The 18517-nt window shown below is 73.5% G+C and carries 14 protein-coding genes and 15 pseudogenes; 22 read left to right on the forward strand and 7 right to left on the reverse strand.

Features of this window, described 5'->3' with window-relative positions:
• Window positions 1-176: 176 nt before the first annotated feature.
• The 9 genes and pseudogenes from G5V59_RS29475 to G5V59_RS29515 form a co-directional block, all read left to right on the forward strand.
• Window positions 177-632: pseudogene (locus G5V59_RS29475) on the forward strand (AMP-binding protein); the annotation flags it as partial.
• A gap of 299 nt (window positions 633-931) precedes the next feature.
• Window positions 932-1033, forward strand: a pseudogene (locus G5V59_RS29480) (hypothetical protein); the annotation flags it as partial.
• 429 nt (window positions 1034-1462) lie between these two features.
• On the forward strand, window positions 1463-2902 hold the full coding sequence (locus G5V59_RS29485) for a phosphopantetheine-binding protein (RefSeq protein ID WP_278260133.1): 1440 nt from the start codon (window positions 1463-1465) through the stop codon (window positions 2900-2902).
• On the forward strand, window positions 2832-3074 hold the full coding sequence (locus tag G5V59_RS29490) for a hypothetical protein (protein WP_278258847.1): 243 nt from the start codon (window positions 2832-2834) through the stop codon (window positions 3072-3074). Before G5V59_RS29485 ends, G5V59_RS29490 begins: the two co-directional genes overlap by 71 nt.
• The gene (locus tag G5V59_RS29495) at window positions 3071-3619 is read left to right on the forward strand and encodes a hypothetical protein (protein ID WP_278258848.1); all 549 of its coding nucleotides are present in this window, start codon (window positions 3071-3073) and stop codon (window positions 3617-3619) included. Before G5V59_RS29490 ends, G5V59_RS29495 begins: the two co-directional genes overlap by 4 nt.
• A complete protein-coding gene (locus tag G5V59_RS29500; RefSeq protein WP_278258849.1) occupies window positions 3571-3957 on the forward strand; it encodes a hypothetical protein in 387 nt (128 codons plus the stop codon). The genes G5V59_RS29495 and G5V59_RS29500 overlap by 49 nt, the downstream gene beginning before the upstream one ends.
• Before the next feature lie 4 nt (window positions 3958-3961).
• Complete coding sequence (locus G5V59_RS29505) at window positions 3962-4336, forward strand: hypothetical protein (RefSeq protein WP_278258850.1); 375 nt, start codon at window positions 3962-3964, stop codon at window positions 4334-4336.
• Window positions 4337-4347: 11 nt separating this feature from the next.
• Window positions 4348-4662: a hypothetical protein gene (locus G5V59_RS29510; RefSeq protein ID WP_278260134.1), complete on the forward strand. Its 315-nt coding sequence runs from the start codon at window positions 4348-4350 to the stop codon at window positions 4660-4662.
• A complete protein-coding gene (locus G5V59_RS29515) occupies window positions 4662-5270 on the forward strand; it encodes a M1 family aminopeptidase (RefSeq protein WP_278260135.1) in 609 nt (202 codons plus the stop codon). The genes G5V59_RS29510 and G5V59_RS29515 overlap by 1 nt, the downstream gene beginning before the upstream one ends.
• A gap of 241 nt (window positions 5271-5511) precedes the next feature.
• On the opposite strand, the gene G5V59_RS29520 is transcribed toward G5V59_RS29515, so the two are convergent.
• From G5V59_RS29520 to G5V59_RS29540, 5 genes and pseudogenes are all read right to left on the reverse strand, one after another.
• Window positions 5512-6468 carry an FAD-dependent monooxygenase gene (locus G5V59_RS29520; protein ID WP_278258851.1) on the reverse strand — a complete coding sequence of 319 codons (957 nt, stop codon included), beginning with the start codon at window positions 6466-6468 and terminating at the stop codon, window positions 5512-5514.
• 17 nt (window positions 6469-6485) lie between these two features.
• Window positions 6486-6677, reverse strand: coding sequence for a citrate/2-methylcitrate synthase (locus G5V59_RS29525; protein ID WP_278260136.1), 192 nt, complete (start codon window positions 6675-6677; stop codon window positions 6486-6488).
• Entirely contained in the window at window positions 6674-7171 is a 498-nt protein-coding gene (locus G5V59_RS29530; protein ID WP_278260137.1) for a citrate/2-methylcitrate synthase, read from the reverse strand. The genes G5V59_RS29525 and G5V59_RS29530 overlap by 4 nt, the downstream gene beginning before the upstream one ends.
• 91 nt (window positions 7172-7262) lie before the next feature.
• Window positions 7263-7589: pseudogene (locus G5V59_RS29535) on the reverse strand (citrate/2-methylcitrate synthase); the annotation flags it as partial.
• Window positions 7586-7780: a hypothetical protein gene (locus G5V59_RS29540; RefSeq protein WP_278258852.1), complete on the reverse strand. Its 195-nt coding sequence runs from the start codon at window positions 7778-7780 to the stop codon at window positions 7586-7588. The pseudogene G5V59_RS29535 and the gene G5V59_RS29540, both read right to left, overlap by 4 nt.
• Window positions 7781-8047: 267 nt before the next feature.
• Between G5V59_RS29540 and rplM the strand changes: the two are divergent.
• The 3 pseudogenes from rplM (at window position 8048) to glmM (ending at window position 10461) form a co-directional block, all read left to right on the forward strand.
• A pseudogene (gene rplM / locus G5V59_RS29545) lies at window positions 8048-8492 on the forward strand (50S ribosomal protein L13).
• A 21-nt stretch (window positions 8493-8513) separates the two neighbouring features.
• A pseudogene (gene rpsI / locus G5V59_RS29550) lies at window positions 8514-9016 on the forward strand (30S ribosomal protein S9).
• 91 nt (window positions 9017-9107) lie between these two features.
• A pseudogene (gene glmM, locus G5V59_RS29555) lies at window positions 9108-10461 on the forward strand (phosphoglucosamine mutase).
• 2 nt (window positions 10462-10463) lie between these two features.
• Here the strand turns inward: glmM and coaA are convergent.
• Both coaA and G5V59_RS29565 read right to left on the reverse strand, forming a co-directional pair.
• Window positions 10464-11163: pseudogene (gene coaA / locus G5V59_RS29560) on the reverse strand (type I pantothenate kinase); the annotation flags it as partial.
• Window positions 11164-11223: 60 nt separating this feature from the next.
• A complete protein-coding gene (locus G5V59_RS29565; protein WP_278258853.1) occupies window positions 11224-11448 on the reverse strand; it encodes a hypothetical protein in 225 nt (74 codons plus the stop codon).
• A 73-nt stretch (window positions 11449-11521) separates the two neighbouring features.
• On the opposite strand from G5V59_RS29565, the pseudogene glmS reads away from it, so the two are divergent.
• The 10 genes and pseudogenes from glmS to G5V59_RS29615 all read left to right on the forward strand — a co-directional run.
• A pseudogene (gene glmS, locus G5V59_RS29570) lies at window positions 11522-13377 on the forward strand (glutamine--fructose-6-phosphate transaminase (isomerizing)).
• A gap of 7 nt (window positions 13378-13384) precedes the next feature.
• Window positions 13385-13739: pseudogene (locus G5V59_RS29575) on the forward strand (holo-ACP synthase).
• 77 nt (window positions 13740-13816) lie between these two features.
• Window positions 13817-14692, forward strand: a pseudogene (locus G5V59_RS29580) (bifunctional ADP-dependent NAD(P)H-hydrate dehydratase/NAD(P)H-hydrate epimerase); the annotation flags it as partial.
• Between the two features lie 79 nt (window positions 14693-14771).
• Window positions 14772-15125, forward strand: a complete 354-nt coding sequence (locus G5V59_RS29585) for an NAD(P)H-hydrate dehydratase (RefSeq protein ID WP_278258854.1) — start codon at window positions 14772-14774, stop codon at window positions 15123-15125.
• Window positions 15126-15141: 16 nt separating this feature from the next.
• Window positions 15142-15456 (forward strand): annotated as a pseudogene (locus tag G5V59_RS29590) (alanine racemase); the annotation flags it as partial.
• A gap of 71 nt (window positions 15457-15527) precedes the next feature.
• Window positions 15528-15683, forward strand: a pseudogene (locus G5V59_RS29595) (alanine racemase); the annotation flags it as partial.
• Window positions 15684-15756: 73 nt separating this feature from the next.
• A pseudogene (locus G5V59_RS29600) lies at window positions 15757-16302 on the forward strand (alanine racemase C-terminal domain-containing protein); the annotation flags it as partial.
• A gap of 501 nt (window positions 16303-16803) precedes the next feature.
• Complete coding sequence (locus G5V59_RS29605; RefSeq protein WP_278260139.1) at window positions 16804-17385, forward strand: alpha/beta hydrolase; 582 nt, start codon at window positions 16804-16806, stop codon at window positions 17383-17385.
• Between the two features lie 207 nt (window positions 17386-17592).
• Window positions 17593-17685 (forward strand): annotated as a pseudogene (locus tag G5V59_RS29610) (hypothetical protein); the annotation flags it as partial.
• Window positions 17686-18041: 356 nt separating this feature from the next.
• A pseudogene (locus tag G5V59_RS29615) lies at window positions 18042-18389 on the forward strand (tRNA (adenosine(37)-N6)-threonylcarbamoyltransferase complex ATPase subunit type 1 TsaE); the annotation flags it as partial.
• Window positions 18390-18517: the final 128 nt, after the last annotated feature.

Below are 18517 nucleotides of genomic sequence, written 5' to 3' on the forward strand. Positions count from 1 at the left end.
TCACATCACTAGGCCGCACAACGGACCCGGCGCGGTGGCGACACCGCGCGTTCACCTGGACTCGGTTGGATGGAGAGGTGAATCCCGCCTCGCCCCTGCTCCGCGGTGACGAGGCACCCTCGCCCCGGACCCTCGTCGACGTGTTCCGCCGTACGGCGGCCGAGAACCCGGACGCGATGGCACTCGACAGCGGCAACGACACGGTCACCTACGCCGAGTTCGCGGAGGCCGCGGAGACCGTCGCCGCCGACCTGGCCGACCTCGGCGTCGGGCCCGGCGACAAGGTGGGGGTGCGGCTGCCCTCGGGCACCACGGACCTGTACGTCGCGATCATGGGCGTGCTCTTCGCCGGCGCGGCCTACGTCCCGGTCGACGCCGACGACCCGGAGGAGCGCGCCCGCCCGGTCTTCGGCGAGGCCGACGTGGCGGCCCTGATCGGCACCGGGCTGGTCATCGAGTCCCGCCGCGAGGCGCCGCCGCGGCAGCGGCAGGACCCGGGGGTCGAGGACGACGCGTGGGTGATCTTCACCTCCGGCTCGACCGGCACGCCCAAGGGCGTCGCGGTCACCCACCGCAACGCGGCCGCCTTCGTCGACGCCGAGGCCGGGATGTTCCTGCAGGACGCGCCGGTCGGCCCGGAGGACCGGGTGATGGCGGGCCTGAGTGTGGCCTTCGACGCGAGCCTGCGAGGAGATGTGGCTCGCCTGGCGGTACGGCGCCTGCCTGGTCCCCGCCCCCCGCGCGCTGGTGCGCAGCGGCGTCGACGTGGGGCCGTGGCTGACGGCCAACGACATCACCGTCGTCTCCACCGTGCCCACCCTGGTCAGCCTGTGGCCGGACGACGCACTGGAGCGGGTCCGGCTGCTCATCCTCGGCGGCGAGGCGCTGCCGCCCGAGCCTGGCCGCCCGGCTGGTGCGCCCGGGCCGCGAGGTGTGGAACACCTACGGACCCACCGAGGCGACGGTCGTGGCGTGCGGCGCCCTGGTCGACGCCGAGGGGCCGGTCCGGATCGGGCTGCCGCTCGCGGGCTGGGACCTCGTCGTGGTCGACCCCGCGACGGGGGAGCCGGTCGGCGAGGGCGAGCGCGGCGAGCCTGATCATCGGCGGCGTCGGGCTGGCCCGCTACCTCGACCCGGCCAAGGACGCCGAGAAGTACGCGCCGATGCCCACCCTCGGCTGGGACCGGGCCTACCGCAGCGGCGACATCGTCGTGAACGACCCGGCGGGGCTGCTGTTCGCGGGCCGCGCGGACGACCAGGTCAAGGCTCGGCGGGCGCCGCATCGAGCTCGGCGAGATCGACTCGGCGCTGCTCGCGCTGCCGGGGGTCTCCGCCGCGGCGGCCGCCGTGCGTCGTACCGACACGGGGAACCAGGCTGCTCGTCGGCTACCTCAGCACCACCGCGGCGTACGACGGCGCGGCCGCGACCGCGCACCTGCGGGCCACCATGCCGGCCGCCCTGGTGCCCCGCCTCGCGGTCGTCGACGACATCCCGACCCGCACCTCGGGCAAGGTCGACCGGGACGCGCTGCCGTGGCCGCTCGCGGGCGCCGACCCCGCCGACGCGGGCCTGCACGGCACGGCCGCCGTCATCGCGGAGGTCTGGCAGAAGGTGATCGGCGCGGCGCCGGACGGGCCGGACGCGGACTTCTTCGACCTCGGCGGCGGCAGCCTCACCGCCGCGCAGGTGGTCACCCTGCTCCGCTCGGAGCACGCGGAGTCGACGGTCGCCGACCTCTACGAGCACTCCACGGTCGGCGCGCTGACGGCCTTCCTGGACTCCCTGGAGCCGAGCCTGCTGGCGGAGCAGAGCCGCAAGGTGCTGCCGATCCCGCGCAAGACCCAGGCTCGGCCAGGTCGTCGCCGTCCCGCTGCTGCGGGCGCTGGCCGCGCCGCGCTGGCTGGCCGGCACGCTGACCTTCTCCCGGGTGGTCCACGACCTCCTCGGCGTCGCCTGGCTGCCGGCGGTCTCGTGGTGGGTGCTGGTGCCGCTGCTGCTGCTCTTCACCACCCCGCCGGGGCGGATGCTGCTCGCGGCCAAGGCTCGTGCAGGCGGTCCGCGCGGGGGTGCGCCCGGGCCAGTACCCCCGCGGCGGCAAGGTCCACCTGCGGATCTGGATGGCCGAGCGGATCGCGGACGAGCCTGGGCGCGACGCGGCTGGCCGGGGCGCCGTACATGACCTGGTACGCGCGGCTGCTCGGCGCGAAGGTCGCCAAGGGCGCCGACCTGCACTCCCTGCCGCCCGTCACCGGGCTGCTCACCGTCGGCAAGGGCGCCTCGGTGGAGCCCGAGGTCGACCTCACCGGCTACTGGATCGACGGCGACACCCTGCACGTGGGCGGGATCCGGGTCGGGCGGCGCGCCCGGGTCGGCACCCGCTCGATGCTCGCGCCGGACGCCGTGATCGGCGACGACGCCGAGGTGGCGCCGGGCTCAGCGGTCTTCGGCGAGGTGCCGACCGGGGAGTTCTGGTCGGGCGCGCCGGCGACCCGGGCCAGGCTCCGCCGCCCGCGGCCCGTGGGCGGAGCGGCCCGCGGCCACGCCGCGCACGCTGCGCACCTGGGCCGTCCGGTACGCCGCCGTGGCGGCCGGGCTCGCCCTGCTCCCCGGCCTCGCGATCCTGCTCGGGCTCGTGCCGGCCCTGCTGCTCGCCGACCTCGGTGCCACCGACGGCCCGGGCGACGCGGTCCGTGCGCTGCTGCCGTGGGTCGTGCCGGGCGTGCTGGTCGGCGTGGTGGCCCTCGCGGCGCTGGTGCTGCTCGTCGTACGACTGCTCGGGCGCGGGGTCGCGGCCGGCGCGCACCCGCTGCAGAGCCGGCCGGCGCTGTGCGTGTGGGCCACCATCCGGGTCCTCGACGAGGCCCGGACCTGGCTGTTCCCGCTCTACTCCTCGCAGGCTGACGCCCGTCTGGCTGCGCCTGCTGGGCGCCCGGATCGGGCAGGACGTCGAGGCGTCCACGGTGCTGATGATCCCCTCGCTCACCACGGTCAGCGACCAGGCCTTCCTCGCCGACGACACCCTCATCGGCGGCTACGAGTCTGGGCGGCGGCTGGCTGCGCGCGGAGCGGGTGAAGGTCGGCAAGCGCGCCTTCGTCGGCAACTCCGCGATGGCCGCGCCCGGGCGCAAGGTGCCCAAGCGCTCGCTGGTCGCGGTGCTCTCCGCCGCACCCGCCCGTGGCACCGTCAAGGCGGGGGAGTCCTGGCTCGGCAGCCCGCCCGCGCCGCTGCGCCGGTCCGCGCAGGGCTCCGCCGACGAGCGCACCTACGCCCCGCCGACCCGGCTCAAGGTGGCCCGCGCCTGCTGGGAGGTGGCCCGGCTGGTGCCGCTGACGCTGGCGGTCTGCCTGCACCTCGGCGTCGTCGCCGGGACCCTCGCCGTCGCGAGCGAGCGCGGCACCTGGGCCGGGGTGCTCGCGGCGCCGGTGCTGCTCTGGGTGGCGGGCCTGGTCGCCGCGGTCGTCGCGGTGGCGGCCAAGTGGCTGCTCGTCGGCCGGGTCAGGGCCGGCTCGCACCCCCTGTGGAGGCTCCTTCGTGTGGCGCAACGAGCCTGGCCGACACCTTCATCGAGGTGGTCGCGACACCGTGGTTCGCGGGCCTCGCCACCGGATCGCCGCTGATCACCACCTGGTTCAAGGCGATGGGCGCCAAGGTCGGCCGCGGCGTGTGGTGCGAGTCCTACTGGCTGCCCGAGGCCGACCTCGTCGAGCTCGGTGACGGCGCGACCGTCAACCAGGGCAGCGTCGTGCAGACCCACCTCTTCCACGACCGGCTGCTCGCCACCGACGCGGTCCGGCTGCGCCGGGGCGCGACCCTCGGGCCCAACTCGGTGGTGCTGCCTGCGGCCACGCTGGGCAAGCACGCTACCGTCGGGCCGGTGTCCCTGGTGATGAGAGGCGAGTCCGTTCCGGACAAGACCCGGTGGATCGGCAACCCGATCGGCCCGTGGGCGGAGTGAGGTCGTGATCCGTCATCTCCCCACCGCCGACCCGTACCTGTCCGGTCACGGCGACCCGTCGTACGCCGTGCGGCACTACGACCTCGACCTGACCTACACGCTCGAGGGCAACCGCCTGCGCGGCACCGCGACGCTGACGGCCGAGGTGCTGGAGGAGACCGGTCGTCTGGTGCTCGACCTCGCCCACCTGCAGGCCGACAAGGTCCGCATCACCGGCGCCGGGCTCAAGAAGTGGTCCCAGCGCCACCACCGCCTCGTGCTGCAGGCTCGACGGCGACGTCGCGCCGGGCACCGAGACCACCCTCGCCGTCGCCTACGGCGGGCAGCCGCAGCCCGTGATCGACAAGCACCACGGCGACGCGGGCTGGGAGGAGCCTGACCGACGGCGTCATCGTCGCCGCGCAGCCGCACGGCGCCCCCACCTGGTTCCCCTGCAACGACCGGCCCGACGACAAGGCGACGTACCGGATCGCGGTGGCGGCGCCGGCCGGCTACGTCGTGGTGTCCAACGGCGAGTCTCGTCGCGCACCAGCGCCGGGCCAGCGTGGAGAGCCTGGGACTACCGCATGGACCGGCCGATGGCGACGTACCTCGCCACGGTGCAGATCGGCCGCTACACCACCACGAAGCACGGTCCGACGGTCACGACCGTCGCGCCCGCCGACGCCGACCTCGACGGGTCCTTCGACCAGCAGGCCGCGATGATGGCCTACTTCGAGGAGGCCTTCGGGACCTACCCCTTCGACGCCTACGCCGCCGTCATCACCGACGACGACCTGGAGATCCCGCTGGAGAGCCAGAGCCTGTCGACCTTCGGGCGCAACTTCTGCAGCCCGGACTGGGAGCAGGTGCGCCTGGTCGCGCACGAGATGGCGCACCAGTGGTTCGGCAACGCGGTGACCCTGCGGCGCTGGCAGGACATCTGGCTGCACGAGGGCTTCGCCTGCTACGCCGAGTGGCTGTGGTCGGAGGAGTCCGGCGGTCCACGCTCCTGCGACGGCTGGGCGCGCCACCACCACGAGCGGCTGGCCGACGCGGACCAGGACCTGCTCCTGTCCGACCCCGGCCCGGAGCCGATGTTCGACGACCGGCTCTACAAGCGGGGCGCGCTGACCCTGCACGCGCTGCGTGTCGCCGTCGGCGACGACGCCTTCTTCGGCCTGCTGCGTGCCTGGGTCGCCGAGCACGCGGGCGGCTCGGTGACGACCGAGGACTTCCTCGCGTTCGCCTCCGAGCAGACGGGCGCGGACGTCGCGGGGCTGCTGCGGCCCTGGCTGCAGGAGACGGACCTGCCCCCTTTCCCACAGGCCTGAGCGCCGCTGCCGCTCACGGCAGGCTGCCAGGTCCGCCGCAACGAGCGCCGGTCGCCGCTCAGCGTGCCGGCCAGCAGCCGGGGCGCCCCCGGCACCCGGCCGGCCACGGGCATCAGTGCGTCGCGGGGGAGGGCCAGCGGGGTCAGGTCGCTCTGGAAGAGCGGCATCATCGCGCGGGTCCACCAGCGGTACCAGCGCACGTGCGCGCGGCGCTGGTCGTCGTACCACTCCAGGCGCTCGGTCAGGCTTCCGCGCCGCTCCAGCGCGACCGCCAGGGTCCACGCGTCGGCCAGCGCCAGCGAGCTCCCGGCCCCGAGCCTGGGGGCTCATCGCGTGCGCGGCGTCGCCGACGAGCACGCCCGCGCCGCGTCCGCCCTCCCCGATCCGGTACGACGAGCGCACGCTCACCGACCGGTACGACGCCGGGAGCAGGCTCGTCCACCGCCTCGACCAGTGCGGCGTAGGGCCCGGCCATCGGCCGCGCCTGCTCCTGCCAGCGCGCCACGCCGGCGGCCAGCGCGGCGGCGTGCCGGTCGGTGCGCAGGGACCAGAAGATCGAGGCCCGGTCGGTGCCGGTGGGCAGCACGCCCAGGGTGCGCCGGGTGCCCTCGAAGCGCTGGTGGAGGGTGTCGGTGGTCAGCCCGTCCGGGTCGGGCACGATCGCCCACAGCGCGCCGTAGCGGTAGGCCCGGTCGGTGTGGCCGAGGCCGAGCGCGTCGCGGACCCGGGAACGGGTGCCGTCGGCGCCGACGACGAGGTCGAAGCGGCCCAGGTCGAGCCCGCCCGCGGTGAGGGCGAGGCCGCCGGTGCGCGGCTCGACGGCGGTGACCCGGGCCCCGAGCCCCAGCGCGATGCCGCGGGCGCGGACCGCGCCGAAGAGCAGCCGGAAGAGGTCGCCGCGGTGCACGCCCAGCGCGGGTGTCGAGGCCGGCCGGGCGTCGTAGCCCAGGCTCCAGGAGGGGACGCCCGCCCCGGCCCTCCATCCGCACCCGGGAGACCACCCGCGCGGTGGCCCGCAGGTCCTCCAGCAGCCCGAGCCGGTCGAGCACCTGCTGACCCAGCGACTGCAGCCAGATGCCCGCACCGACCGGACGCGGGTCCTCGGACTGCTCCAGCAGCGTGACGTCATGGCCCCGGTCGAAAGCAGGGCGGCCGTGGCCGCCCCGGCAGTGCCGAGGCCGACCACGGCCACCCGCATGGTTCAGCGCACCGGGCTCACGCCCAGCGCTCCTCCGCGGGAACGAAGTCGAGCGTGCGCGGACCGGTGTAGATCTGCTTCGGGCGCGCGATCTTCTGCTCCTTGTCCTGCACGAGCTCCAGCCACTGCGCGAGCCAGCCGGGAGCCCGGCCGATCGCGAAGAGGACGGTGAACATCTCGGGCGGGAACTCCAGCGCCTCGTAGATCAGGCCGGAGTAGAAGTCGACGTTGGGGTAGAGCCTTGCGCTTGACGAAGTACTCGTCCTCCAGCGCGATCTTCTCCAGGCTCCTTGGCGACGGCGAGCAGCGGGTTGACCCCGGTGACCTCGAAGACGTCGTCGCAGGCCTTCTTGATGATCTTGGCGCGCGGGTCGAAGTTCTTGTAGACCCGGTGGCCGAAGCCCATCAGGCGCTCTTCGCCGTTCTTGACGCCCTCGATGAAGGACGGGATGTTCTCGACGGTGCCGATCCGGCGCAGCATCTTGAGCACCGCCTCGTTGGCACCACCGTGCAGCGGGCCGAACAGGGCGCCGATGCCGGCCGCGACCGCGGAGTACGGGTCGACCTGGGAGGAGCCGACCGAGCGCACGGCGTTGGTCGAGCAGTTCTGCTCGTGGTCGGCGTGCAGGATGAACAGGGTGTCGAGCGCCTTGACGATGCGCGGGTCGCCGGCGTACTTCGTCTCGCTCATCTTGAAGAGCATCGAGAGGAAGTTCTCGGCGTAGGACAGGCTCGTTGTCCGGGTAGACGTAGGGCTTGCCCTGCGCGTGGCGGAACGCCCAGGCGCCGAGCGTCGGCATCTTCGCGATCATCCGGACGATCTGGATGTGGCGGTTGTCGGGGTCCGCGATCTTGCTCGACTCGGGGTAGAACGTCGAGAGGGCCCCCACCGACGCCATCAGCATCCCCATCGGGTGCGCGTCGTAGCGGAAGCCCTCCATGAAGCCCTTGACGTTCTCGTGCACGAAGGTGTGGAACGTGATCTCGTGGACCCACGCGTCGTACTGCTCCTTGGAGGGCAGGTCGCCGTGGATCAGGAGATAGGCGACCTCGAGGAAGTTCGACTTCTCCGCGAGTCTGCTCGATCGGGTAGCCGCGGTACTCGAGGATGCCCTTGTCACCGTCGATGAAGGTGATGGCGCTGCGGCACGAGGCCGTGTTGACGAAGCCGGGGTCGTAGGTCGCCAGGCCCGGCTCGTCGTCGTTGAGCCTTGATCTGCCCGAGGTCCGCGGCCTTGATGGTGCCGTCGACGATCGGGATCTCGTACTCCGCGCCGGTGCGGTTGTCGCGTACGGTCAGAGATTCAGTCACCCTTGCAACCTAGTCGCCCGGGTCACATCGCCGGTAGGCGGTGTCCCGAACCGTGGTTTCCGCCCCGGTACGACGCCCGGGCGGCCCGCCGTCCGCGGGGCTCGTGATTTGGCCGGCCGGCGCGGGGCGTCGTACGCTGCTCGCTGCGTCTCCTGCCGCTCTCCTCGCGAGGGCAGCCACCCGCCCGAAGGTGGGTGCAGTGTTCGTCAGAAGATGCCTCCGCGCAGAGCACTGGGCGGAGTCCGACACGAACGAATGGATCCTTCCATGCGTACCTATGCTCCGAAGCCGGGCGACATCGAGCGCCAGTGGCTCGTGATCGACGCGACCGACGTCGTCCTCGGCCGGCTCGCGGTGACCGCGGCCAACCTGCTGCGCGGCAAGCACAAGCCGATCTTCGCGCCGAACGCCGACACCGGTGACTACGTCATCGTCATCAACGCCGAGAAGGTGGCCCTGTCCGGCAACAAGCGTGCCGACAAGATGGTCTACCGCCACTCCGGCTTCCCGGGTGGGCTGACCGCGACGCCGATCGGCGAGGTCATCGACAAGGACGCCCGCAAGGCCGTCGAGAAGGCCGTGTGGGGCATGCTGCCGAAGAACCGCCTCGGCCGCCAGATCATCAAGAAGGCTCAAGGTCTACAACGGCCCGGCTCACCCGCACGAGGCCCAGCAGGCCGTTCCGTTCGAGATCAAGCAGATCTCCCAGTAATCGACTTCGAGGATCCTGAAGATGACTGAGAACACCACTGAGGTCGAGGAGACCTTCGAGTCCGACGAGCAGGGTGTCGCCTACACCAGCGAGACCTCCCCGTCCGCTGCTGTCGACGCCCGCCCGGCGACGATCGCCCCCGGTGCCGCCACCGGCCGCCGCAAGGAGGCGGTCGCCCGCGTGCGCATCGTGCCCGGCACCGGCACCTGGACGATCAACGGCCGCACGATCGAGGACTACTTCCCGAACAAAGTCTGCACCAGCAGGTCGTCAACGAGCCGTTCGCGGCGCTCGGCCTCGAGGGCCGCTTCGACGTGATCGCGCGCATCCACGGCGGCGGCATCACCGGCCAGGCCGGCGCGCTGCGCCTGGGTGTGGCCCGCTCGCTCAACGCGATCGACCTCGACGCCAACCGCCCGACGCTGAAGAAGGCGGGTCTGCTGACCCGCGACGCTCGCGCGACCGAGCGCAAGAAGGCCGGTCTCAAGAAGGCCCGCAAGGCGCCGCAGTACAGCAAGCGCTGATCGCGCCCCAGGCGAGTCGTCGACGGGGCCACGCACCGCTGCCGCGGTCCGTGGTCCCGTCGCCCGTTTTCCAGCACACGAGGGAGTGAACGTGCCCCGCATCTTCGGCACCGACGGCGTCCGCGGTCTCGCGAACGCCGAGCCTGACCGCCCAGGCTGGCCCTGGACCTCGGCGTCGCCGCCGCACGCGTCCTGCGCCGGGAGATCGAGGACCACCGGCCGCTGGCCGTGGTCGGCCGCGACACCCGCGTCTCGGGGCACTTCCTGGAGGGCGCCGTGGTGGCCGGCCTGGCCTCGGCCGGCGTGGACGTGCTGCTGCTCGGCGTCGTACCGACCCCGGGGGTGGCCTACCTCACCGACGCCCTCGACGCCGACCTCGGCGTGGTGCTGAGCGCCTCGCACAACCCGATGCCCGACAACGGCATCAAGTTCCTCGCCCGCGGGGGCGTCAAGGCTCGACGACCACCACGAGAACCTCATCGAGGCCGCGCTCGGCCAGGAGTGGGAGCGCCCGACCGGCGCCGCGGTGGGCCGGGTGGCGACGTACGACGCCACCGACGACGAGTACGCCGCCCACCTGCTCCGCACCCTCGACGACCCCGACGGCAAGCCGCTCGCCGGCTTGCGGATCGTGCTCGACTGCGCCCACGGCGCGGCCAGCACCGTCGGCCCGAAGGTGCTCGAGGCGGCGGGTGCCACGGTCGTCACCATCGGCGCCGAGCCGGACGGGCTCAACATCAACGACGGGGTGGGCTCGACCCACCTCGGCCCGCTGCGCGAGGCGGTGCTCGCCCACGGTGCCGACGCGGGCTTCGCGGTCGACGGAGACGCCGACCGCTGCCTCGCGGTCGACCACACCGGCACGCCCGTCGACGGCGACCAGATCATGGCGATCCTGGCCCTGGCGCTGCACGAGGCGGGCGAGACTCGAGGACGACACCCTGGTCGCGACCGTGATGAGCAACCTCGGGCTGATCCAGGCGCTCGAGGCGGCCGGGATCACCGTGCGCCGGGCGGCGGTCGGCGACCGCTACGTCCTGGAGCAGATGAACACCCACGGTTTCGTGCTCGGCGGCGAGCAGTCCGGGCACGTCATCCTCAGCCGGCACGCCACCACCGGTGACGGCCTGCTCACCACGCTGCACGTGCTGCGCCGGATGGTCCGCACGCAGAAGTCCCTGCGCGACCTGGCCGGCGTGATGACCCGCCTGCCGCAGGTTCTCGTCAACGTGCCGGGTGTCGACCGCACCCGCACCGACGACGTCGCCCTCGTCGCGGCCGTCGCGGAGGCGGAGGAGGAGCCGGCCGGCACCGGGCGGGTGCTGCTGCGTCCCTCAGGCACCGAGCCCCTGGTCCGGGTGATGGTGGAGGCGCCGACCGCCGAGCAGGCGGAGGCCGTCGCGCAGCGGCTCGCCGACGTCGTGCGGGAGCGGCTGGCGGTCTAGGCCTAGATCTTGCGCAGCCGGACCCACTCGACCGAGTGGTCGGCGGACTTGCGCAGCACCAGGGTCGCCCGGGAGCGGGTCGGCAGGACGTTCTCCTGCAGGTTCGGGCCGTTGATCGAGTCCCAGATCCGGCGCGCCTCGTCGACCGCGGAGTCGTGGCTGAGCGCGGCGTACTTGGCGAAGTAGGAGTTGGGGTCGCGGAAGGCGGTCTCGCGCAGCCGGAGGAACCGGTCGACGTACCACTCCCGGATGTGGTTGGTGTTGGCGTCGACGTAGATCGAGAAGTCGAAGAAGTCCGAGAGGCCCAGCCCGGTGCGGCCGTCGCCGCGTGCCCGGGCCGGCTGGAGGACGTTGAGGCCCTCGACGATGACGATGTCGGGATGCTTGATGACGACCCTGTCGTCGGGCACCACGTCGTAGACGAGGTGGGAGTAGACCGGCGCCTCGACCTCGTCCTTGCCGGACTTGATGTCGATGACGAAGCGCTGCAGGGCGCGGCGGTCGTAGGACTCCGGGAAGCCCTTGCGCTGCAGCAGGCCGCGCTTCTCCAGGCTCGGCGTTCGGGTAGAGGAAGCCGTCGGTGGTGACCAGCGAGACGTTGGGGTGCTCGGGCCAGCGGGCCAGCATCTGCTGCAGCACGCGCGCCGCGGTGGACTTGCCGACCGCGACGGAGCCGGCGAGGCCGATGACGAAGGGCGTGCGGGGTGGGGTACGCCCGTGCAGGAACTCCTGCTGCGCACGGTGCAGGCTGCGAGGCCGCGCTCACCCGCAGGCTGAGCAGGCGGGAGAGCGGGAGGTAGACGTCGCGGATCTCGGCGAGGTCGAGCCTGGTCGCCGATGCCGCGCAGGCGCAGCACCTCGTCGTTGGTCAACGGGCTCTCGGTCTCCGAGGCGAGCATCGCCCAGGTGGCACGGTCCAGGCTCGACGTACGGGGAGGACTCCCGCGGCGTCTCCTCGCCGTGAGCGCCGTGGGTCCCCTCGGGCACCGTCACCATGTTCCGGATTCTTCCAGTCGCGCCGAGTCGGTCATGAGGTGCGTCCGAACTAGACTCATTCGCTATGTGCGGGATCGTCGGATATGTCGGGCCCAGGTCGGCCACGGACACGGTCATCGACGGCCTGCGGCGCCTGGAGTACCGCGGCTACGACTCGGCCGGGGTCGCCGTCGTGGACCGCGGCTCGATCGCGGTGCAGAAGCGGGCCGGCAAAGCTGGCCAACCTGGAGAAGGTGCTCGACGAGACCCCGCTTCCGGTGGTCAACATCGGCATCGGGCACACCCGTTGGGCGACCCACGGCCCGCCCAACGACGTCAATGCCCACCCCCACACCGGCGGCGTACGACGCGTGGCGCTCGTGCACAACGGCATCATCGAGAACTTCGCGGACCTGCGGCAGCGCCCGGAGGCCGACGACCACGTCCTGCTCTCCGACACCGACACCGAGATCGTCGCCCACCTCGTCGAGTCGCAGGTGCAGTCCGGCGTGGACCTGACCACGGCGATGCAGCGGGTCTGCCAGCACCTCGAGGGCGCCTTCACCCTGGTCGCCATCGACGCCGACGACCCGGAGACCGTGGTCGCGGCGCGGCGCAACTCCCCGCTCGTGGTGGGCCTGGGCGAGGGCGAGAACTTCCTCGGCTCCGACGTCGCCGCCTTCATCGAGTTCACCCGCGAGGCACTCGAGCCCGGCCAGGACCAGATCGTGATCATGACCCGCGACGAGGTCCGGGTCACCGACTTCGCCGGCCGGCCGGTCGAGGCCAAGCAGTTCCACGTGGACTGGGACCTCTCCGCGGCGGAGAAGGACGGCCACGACTGGTTCATGCGCAAGGAGATCTTCGAGCAGCCCCGGGCCGTCGCAGACTCCCTGCTGGGCCGTCGTACGGCGGGCGGGCGAACCAGACTCGACGAGATGCGGCTGGCCGACGAGGAGCCTGCGCGACGTCGACAAGATCATCATCATCGCGTGCGGCACGTCCTTCTACGCCGGCATGGTTGCCAAGTACGCCATCGAGCACTGGACCCGCACGCCGGTGGAGGTCGAGCCTGGCCTCGGAGTTCCGCTACCGCGACCCGATCATCGACTCCACGACCCTGATCGTGGCGATCAGCCAGTCGGGGGAGACCGCCGACACCCTGCAGGCCATCCGCCACGCCCGCGCACAGCGCGCGAAGGTGCTGGCGATCTGCAACACCAACGGCTCCTCGATCCCGCGGGAGTCGGACGCGGTGATCTACACCCACGCGGGTCCCGAGATCGGCGTCGCCTCGACCAAGGGTTTCCTGACGCAGGCTGGTCGCCTGCTACCTCCTCGCGCTCTACATCGCGCAGGTCAAGGGCACCCGCTTCGGCGACGAGATCGACGAGATCATGGAGCAGGCTCGAGGCGATGCCCGAGCACATCGAGACCGTGCTCGGCGACGCGGACGCGATCTACGAGCCTGGCCCGCGCCCACGCCGGCACCCGCTCGGTGCTCTTCCTCGGCCGCCACGCGGGCTACCCGGTGGCGCTGGAGGGCGCACTCAAGGCTCAAGGAGCCTGGCCTACCTCCACGCCGAGGGCTTCGCTGCCGGTGAGCTCAAGCACGGCCCGATCGCGCTGATCGAGGAGGGCCTGCCGGTTCTCTGCGTGGTGCCGCCCAAGGGCCGCGACCAGGCTGCACGGCAAGATGCTGAGCGGCATCCAGGAGGTCCGCGCGCGCGGTGCCCGGACGATCTGCCTGGCCGAGGCCGGCGACACCTCCATCGAGCCGTACGCCGACGAGTCGATCCGGCTGCCCAAGGTCCCCGTGCTGCTGCAGCCGCTGGTCGCGATCCTGCCGCTGCAAGCTTGTTCGCCTGCGAGCTCGCCACGGCGCTGGGTCACGACGTCGACCAGCCGCGGAACCTCGCCAAGTCCGTCACGGTGGAGTAGTCCGGTCGTGGCGGTGGTCGGCGTCGGGATCGACGTGTGCGAGATCGCTCGGTTCGAGCAGTCCTGCCGTCGTACGCCCGCGCTGGTGGAGAAGGCTCTTCGTCGAGGCCGAGCGGTCCAGGCCGGTGAGTTCGCTGGCCGCGCGCTTCGCCGCCAAGGAGGCGCTCGCCAAGGCGCTGGGCGCCCCGCAGGGGATGTCGTGGCACGACGCGGAGGTGGTCTCGGAGGAGACCGGCCGGCCGCGTTTCGTGATCCGCGGCACCGTGCTCGCCGAGGCCGACCGGCTCGGGGTGCGCTCGGTGCACCTCTCGCTCACCCACGACGGCGGGATCGCCTCGGCGGTCGTGGTCCTGGAGGACTGATGCTGCGCGCCCACACCGTCGAGCAGGTCCGTGCCGCGGAGGCGGCGCTGATGGCGAGGGTGCCCGCGGGCACGCTGATGCAGCGGGCGTCGTACGGGTTGGCGAACGCGGTGCTCGACCTGCTCGGGGGCGGCTACGGGCGCCGGGTGCTGCTGCTCGTCGGGTCCGGCGACAACGGCGGCGACGCCCTGCACGCCGGCGCGGTGCTCGCCCGTCGCGGCGCGCTCGTCGAGGCGTGGCTGCTCTCCGACGCGGCCCACGAGGGCGGGTTGGCGGCGCTGCGCGCCGCCGGTGGCCGGGTGCGCACGCCGCGACGGGCCGCCTTCGACGTCGTGCTCGACGGCATCGTGGGGATCGGCGGCCGGCCCGGGCTGCGCCCCGAGGCGGAGGCCGCACTGGCCCTGGTCCCCGGAGTCGCGATCGTCGCCGTGGACGTCCCGTCCGGGGTCGGCGTCGACACCGGCGGGCTCGACGGTCCGCACGTGCGCGCGGACGTCACGGTCACCTTCGGGACCCACAAGGCCTGCCACCTCGTGGACCCGGCGGCCGGTGCCTGCGGCACCGTCACCCTGGTCGACATCGGCCTCGACCCCCACCTGCCGGCGGCGCCGATCGAGGCGCTCCAGCCCGCCGACGTGACCGCGCTGGTGCGCCGTCCCGCACCGGACGCGCACAAGTACACCCGCGGGGTCGTCGGGATCCGCGCCGGCTCCGCCACCTACCCCGGCGCGGGTCTGCTCAGCGTCGCCGGTGCCTCCTGCGGCCTGGCCGGGATGGTCCGCTACGACGGCGACGATGCCGTCCGCGACCTGGTCCGCGCCCAGCACCCCGAGGTGGTCGGCCCGGGGCGGGTGCAGGCCTGGGTGGTGGGATCAGGCAGCGACGACGCCGCGGAGGAAGCCTTGCGCGGGGCGCTCGCGGACGACGTACCGGTGGTGGTGGACGCCGACGCGCTCGCCTTCGCCGACCTCGTCCGCGGCCGGACCGCGGTGCTCACGCCGCACGCTGGTGAGCCTGTCCCGACTGATCGGCGTGGACCGGGAGAGCATCGAGGCGGAGCCGCTGGCGCACGCCCGCGCGGCGGCCGAGCGCTTCGCGGCCGTCGTCCTGCTCAAGGGCCGGCACACGGTCGTCGCCCGCCCCGACGGCACCGTCCGGGCCAACACGACGGGCACGCCCTGGCTGGCCACGGCCGGTGCCGGTGACGTGCTCGGCGGGCTGGTCGGTGCGCTGCTCGCGACCGGCCTCGACCCGTTCGACGCCGCCTCGGCCGGGGCCTGGCTGCACGGTGCCGCCGCGACCCTGGCCGCGCAGGACGGGCCGATCGTGGCCACCGACGTCGCCGCCGCCCTGCCGGACCTGCTCGCCACCCTGACCCGCCCGTGATGGGACGATGGCTCGCATGATCCACCCGCTCGGCCCCGCCGAGATCGTCGTCGACCTCGCCGCGATCCGGTCGAACGCCCGCCTGCTCCGTGCCACCGCCGGGGTGCCGCTGATCGCGGTGGTCAAGGCCGACGGCTACGGCCACGGGATGGCCGAGAGCGCCCGGGCCGCGCAGCAGGGCGGCGCGGAGTGGCTCGCGACGGCGACCGTCGAGGAGGCCCTCGCGCTGCGCGCGGCGGGCGTCGAGGGGCCGTTGCTGTGCTGGATCACCGCTCCCGGGGCGCCGTACGCCGCCGCGGTGGACGCCGGCATCGACGTCAGCGCCTACTCCGTCGCCGAGACTCGACGAGATCGCGGCCGCGCTCCAGGGCCGCGCCGAGCCGGCCCGCGTCCAGGCTCAAGGTGGACACCGGGCTCTCCCGGGGCGGCGCCCCGCGCGCGGACTGGGCCGACGTCTTCGCCCGGGCACGCGCCGGCGAGGAGGCGGGCACCTGGCGGATCACCGGGCTGTGGTCGCACTTCGCCTGCGCCGACGAGCCCGCGCACCCCGCCAACGACGCGCAGGAGGCCGCCTTCCGCGACGCGATCGCGCTCGCCGAGGAGGCCGGCCTGCACCCGGAGCCTGCGCCACCTGGCCAACTCCGCGGCCGCGATCCTGCGGCCGTCGTCCCGCTTCGACGCGGTGCGCTGCGGCATCGCGGTCTACGGCCTCGACCCGGCGCCCGGGGAGGCGACCGACATCGGGCTGGTCCCGGCGATGACCGTGCGCGCCCCGCTCGTCCTGGTCAAGGACCTCGCGCCCGGTGACTCCGTGTCCTACGGCCACCGCTGGACCGCGACCGCGCCGACCACGGTCGGCGTCGTCCCCGTGGGCTACGGCGAGGGGATCCCGCGCCACGCGTTCCGGGGCGAGGCGCCCGACGCCGCCGCCCGGGTCGGGATCGACGGTGTGCTCCGGCCGATCCGAGGCACCGTGTGCATGGACCAGGTGGTCGTGGACCTGGGCGGGGACCGGCCGCCCGTCGGCGCCGAGGTGGTCGTGCTCGGGCCGCCCGCGCCCGGCGTGCCGACGGCCCAGGACTGGGCCGAGGCCTGCGGCACCATCAACTACGAGATCGTGACGAGGATCGGGGGCCGGATGACCCGGAGGTACGTCGACACGGAGGTCGCACGATGAATCACCCCACGAGGTTCTTCTCCTCCGCTTCGCTCCCCCGAACAACCTCGCGGGGACCCCGATGAGCCGCAGCCGTCGTCTCGCGGGCTCGCTCGTCGGCGCGCTCGGTCTCGCGGCCGGCACCGCTGCGATCGGCATCCTGCGCCAGCAGCGGCAGATCAGCCGCCGGGCGGGGGAGACCATCGCCTTCGGGTCGCTGCGCTCGGAGCCGCTGAGCGTGGTCGCCGACGACGGGGTGCGCCTGCACGTCGAGGTCGACGACCTGGAGACCCCGGAGCCCGCGGGCGCCGTCGACCGGCTGCTGCGCCGCACGCACCAGGGTGCTCCCCGGGTGACGGTCGTCTTCGTGCACGGCTACTGCCTCAACCTGGACTGCTGGCACTTCCAGCGCGCGGCGTACCGCGGCCTGGTGCGCACGGTCTACTACGACCAGCGCTCGCACGGGCGCTCGGGCAGACTCCGATCGGGCGCACTCGACGATCGAGCAGGCTCGGCCACGACCTGCGCGCGGTCCTCGACGCCGCGGCTCCCGAGGGCCCGGTCGTGCTGGTGGGGCACTCGATGGGCGGCATGTCGATCATCGCGTTCGCCGAGTTCTTCCCCGAGTCGATCGGCACCCGCGTCGTCGGCATCGGCCTGATCTCCACCACCGCCGGCGGGCTCGACCCGGGCCGGATGCTGCTGCCGATGCTGCCCGCGCGGCTCACCGGCCCGCTGGCCGGTCGCGCGATGCGCACCCTGCACGTCGGGCACCGGGCGATCGACGTCGTGCGCCGGGCGGGATCGGTGGTCGCGACCGTGGCGACCGACCGGTTCGCCTTCGGCGAGGCGGTCCCGCAGGGGTACGTCGAGTTCGTGGACCGGATGCTCGCGGCCACCCCCTTCGAGGTGGTCGCCGACTTCTTCCCGAACTTCGCGAGCCTCGACAAGTTCGACACGGTGGGTGCCCTCGGCGCAGTACCGGTCTCGGTCATCTGCGGCACCGCCGACAAGCCGACCTCGATCGGGCACTCCCGCAAAGCCTGCAGTCCCGGATCCCCGGCGCCCGGCTGCTGGAGTGCGAGGGAGCCGGGCACATGGTGATCATGGAGCGCCACGAGCTCGTCAACGCCGAGCCTGGACCAGGCTGATCACCGCAGCGACGGCGAGGACCACCACGTCGTGAGTGCCGAGATCCGCCCCGTCGGCCCCGAGCACGCCGCCGACGTGCTCGCCGTCGTCCGCGCCGCCTTCGCCGCGCGTCCCGTCCTCGACCCGCCCGCCGACGCGCTGGCCGAGTCGGAGGAGTCGGTGGCCGCCCTGCTCGCCCCGGGTGGCGGCCTGCTCGCCACCGACGACGGCCGGCCCGTCGGCGCCGTCGTGCTGGACCCGGTGGACGACGCGCTCTACCTGCGCCGCTTCGGGATCGACCCCGCCGCGCAGGGCCGCGGGCTGGCGCGCGAGCCTGGTCCGGGCCGCGCTCGCCGAGGCCGCCCGCCGCCCCGGCGTACGACGCGCGGTGATCCTGGCCCGTCAGGAGCTCCCGCGCACCATCCGGTTCTGGCGCGAGATGGGCTTCGTGGAGACCGCCCGCCACACTCCGTACGTCGAGATGGCCCGCCCCGTGCCGCTCACCGCGGAGGTGCCGGCGGCCGAGGACATGCGGGCGCTGGGGGAGCGGCTCGCGTCGTACCTGCGGGCGGGGGACGTGCTGGTCCTCACCGGGGAGGCTCGGCGCGGGCAAGACCACCTTCACCCAGGGCCTCGGTGCGGGCCTGGGCGTGCGCGGCGGGATCACCTCGCCGACGTTCGTCATCGCCCGGGTGCACCCCTCGCTCGGCGACGGCCCGGCGCTGGTGCACGTCGACGCCTACCGGCTCGGGGGGCAGGCCGAGCTCGACGACCTCGACCTCGACGCCGACCTCGACGCGGCGGTGACCGTCGTGGAGTGGGGCAGCGGGGTGGCCGAGAGCCTGGCCGACTCCCGGCTCGAGGTCCGCATCGTGCGCGCCACCGCCGCCACCGACGTGGACCCGGAGGCGGACCCCCGCCTGGTCGAGATCGACCCGGTGGGCCTGCGCTGGCTCGGCGTCGACCTGCTCGCCTGACCGGGACCCCCGTCCCGCGGACCCCCGTCCCACGGACCCCCGTCCCCGCGTTCGTGGTCCTCTCGTGCGCGAGGTCCGGCCGCGAGCAGGTCCCGTCGTGCCCCCGCCGATTCCTAGCCTCGAAGGGC

It is taken from the genome of Nocardioides convexus, from assembly GCF_011090295.1.

Excerpts from the sequence above, each read along its gene's own strand:
- G5V59_RS29530 (WP_278260137.1), bottom strand. The coding sequence starts at position 7,171 with ATGCTCTTCAAGATGAGCGAGACGAAGTACGCCGGCGACCCGCGCATC.
- G5V59_RS29520 (WP_278258851.1), bottom strand. The coding sequence starts at position 6,468 with ATGCGGGTGGCCGTGGTCGGCCTCGGCACTGCCGGGGCGGCCACGGCC.
- G5V59_RS29515 (WP_278260135.1), top strand. The coding sequence starts at position 4,662 with ATGGCCTACTTCGAGGAGGCCTTCGGGACCTACCCCTTCGACGCCTAC.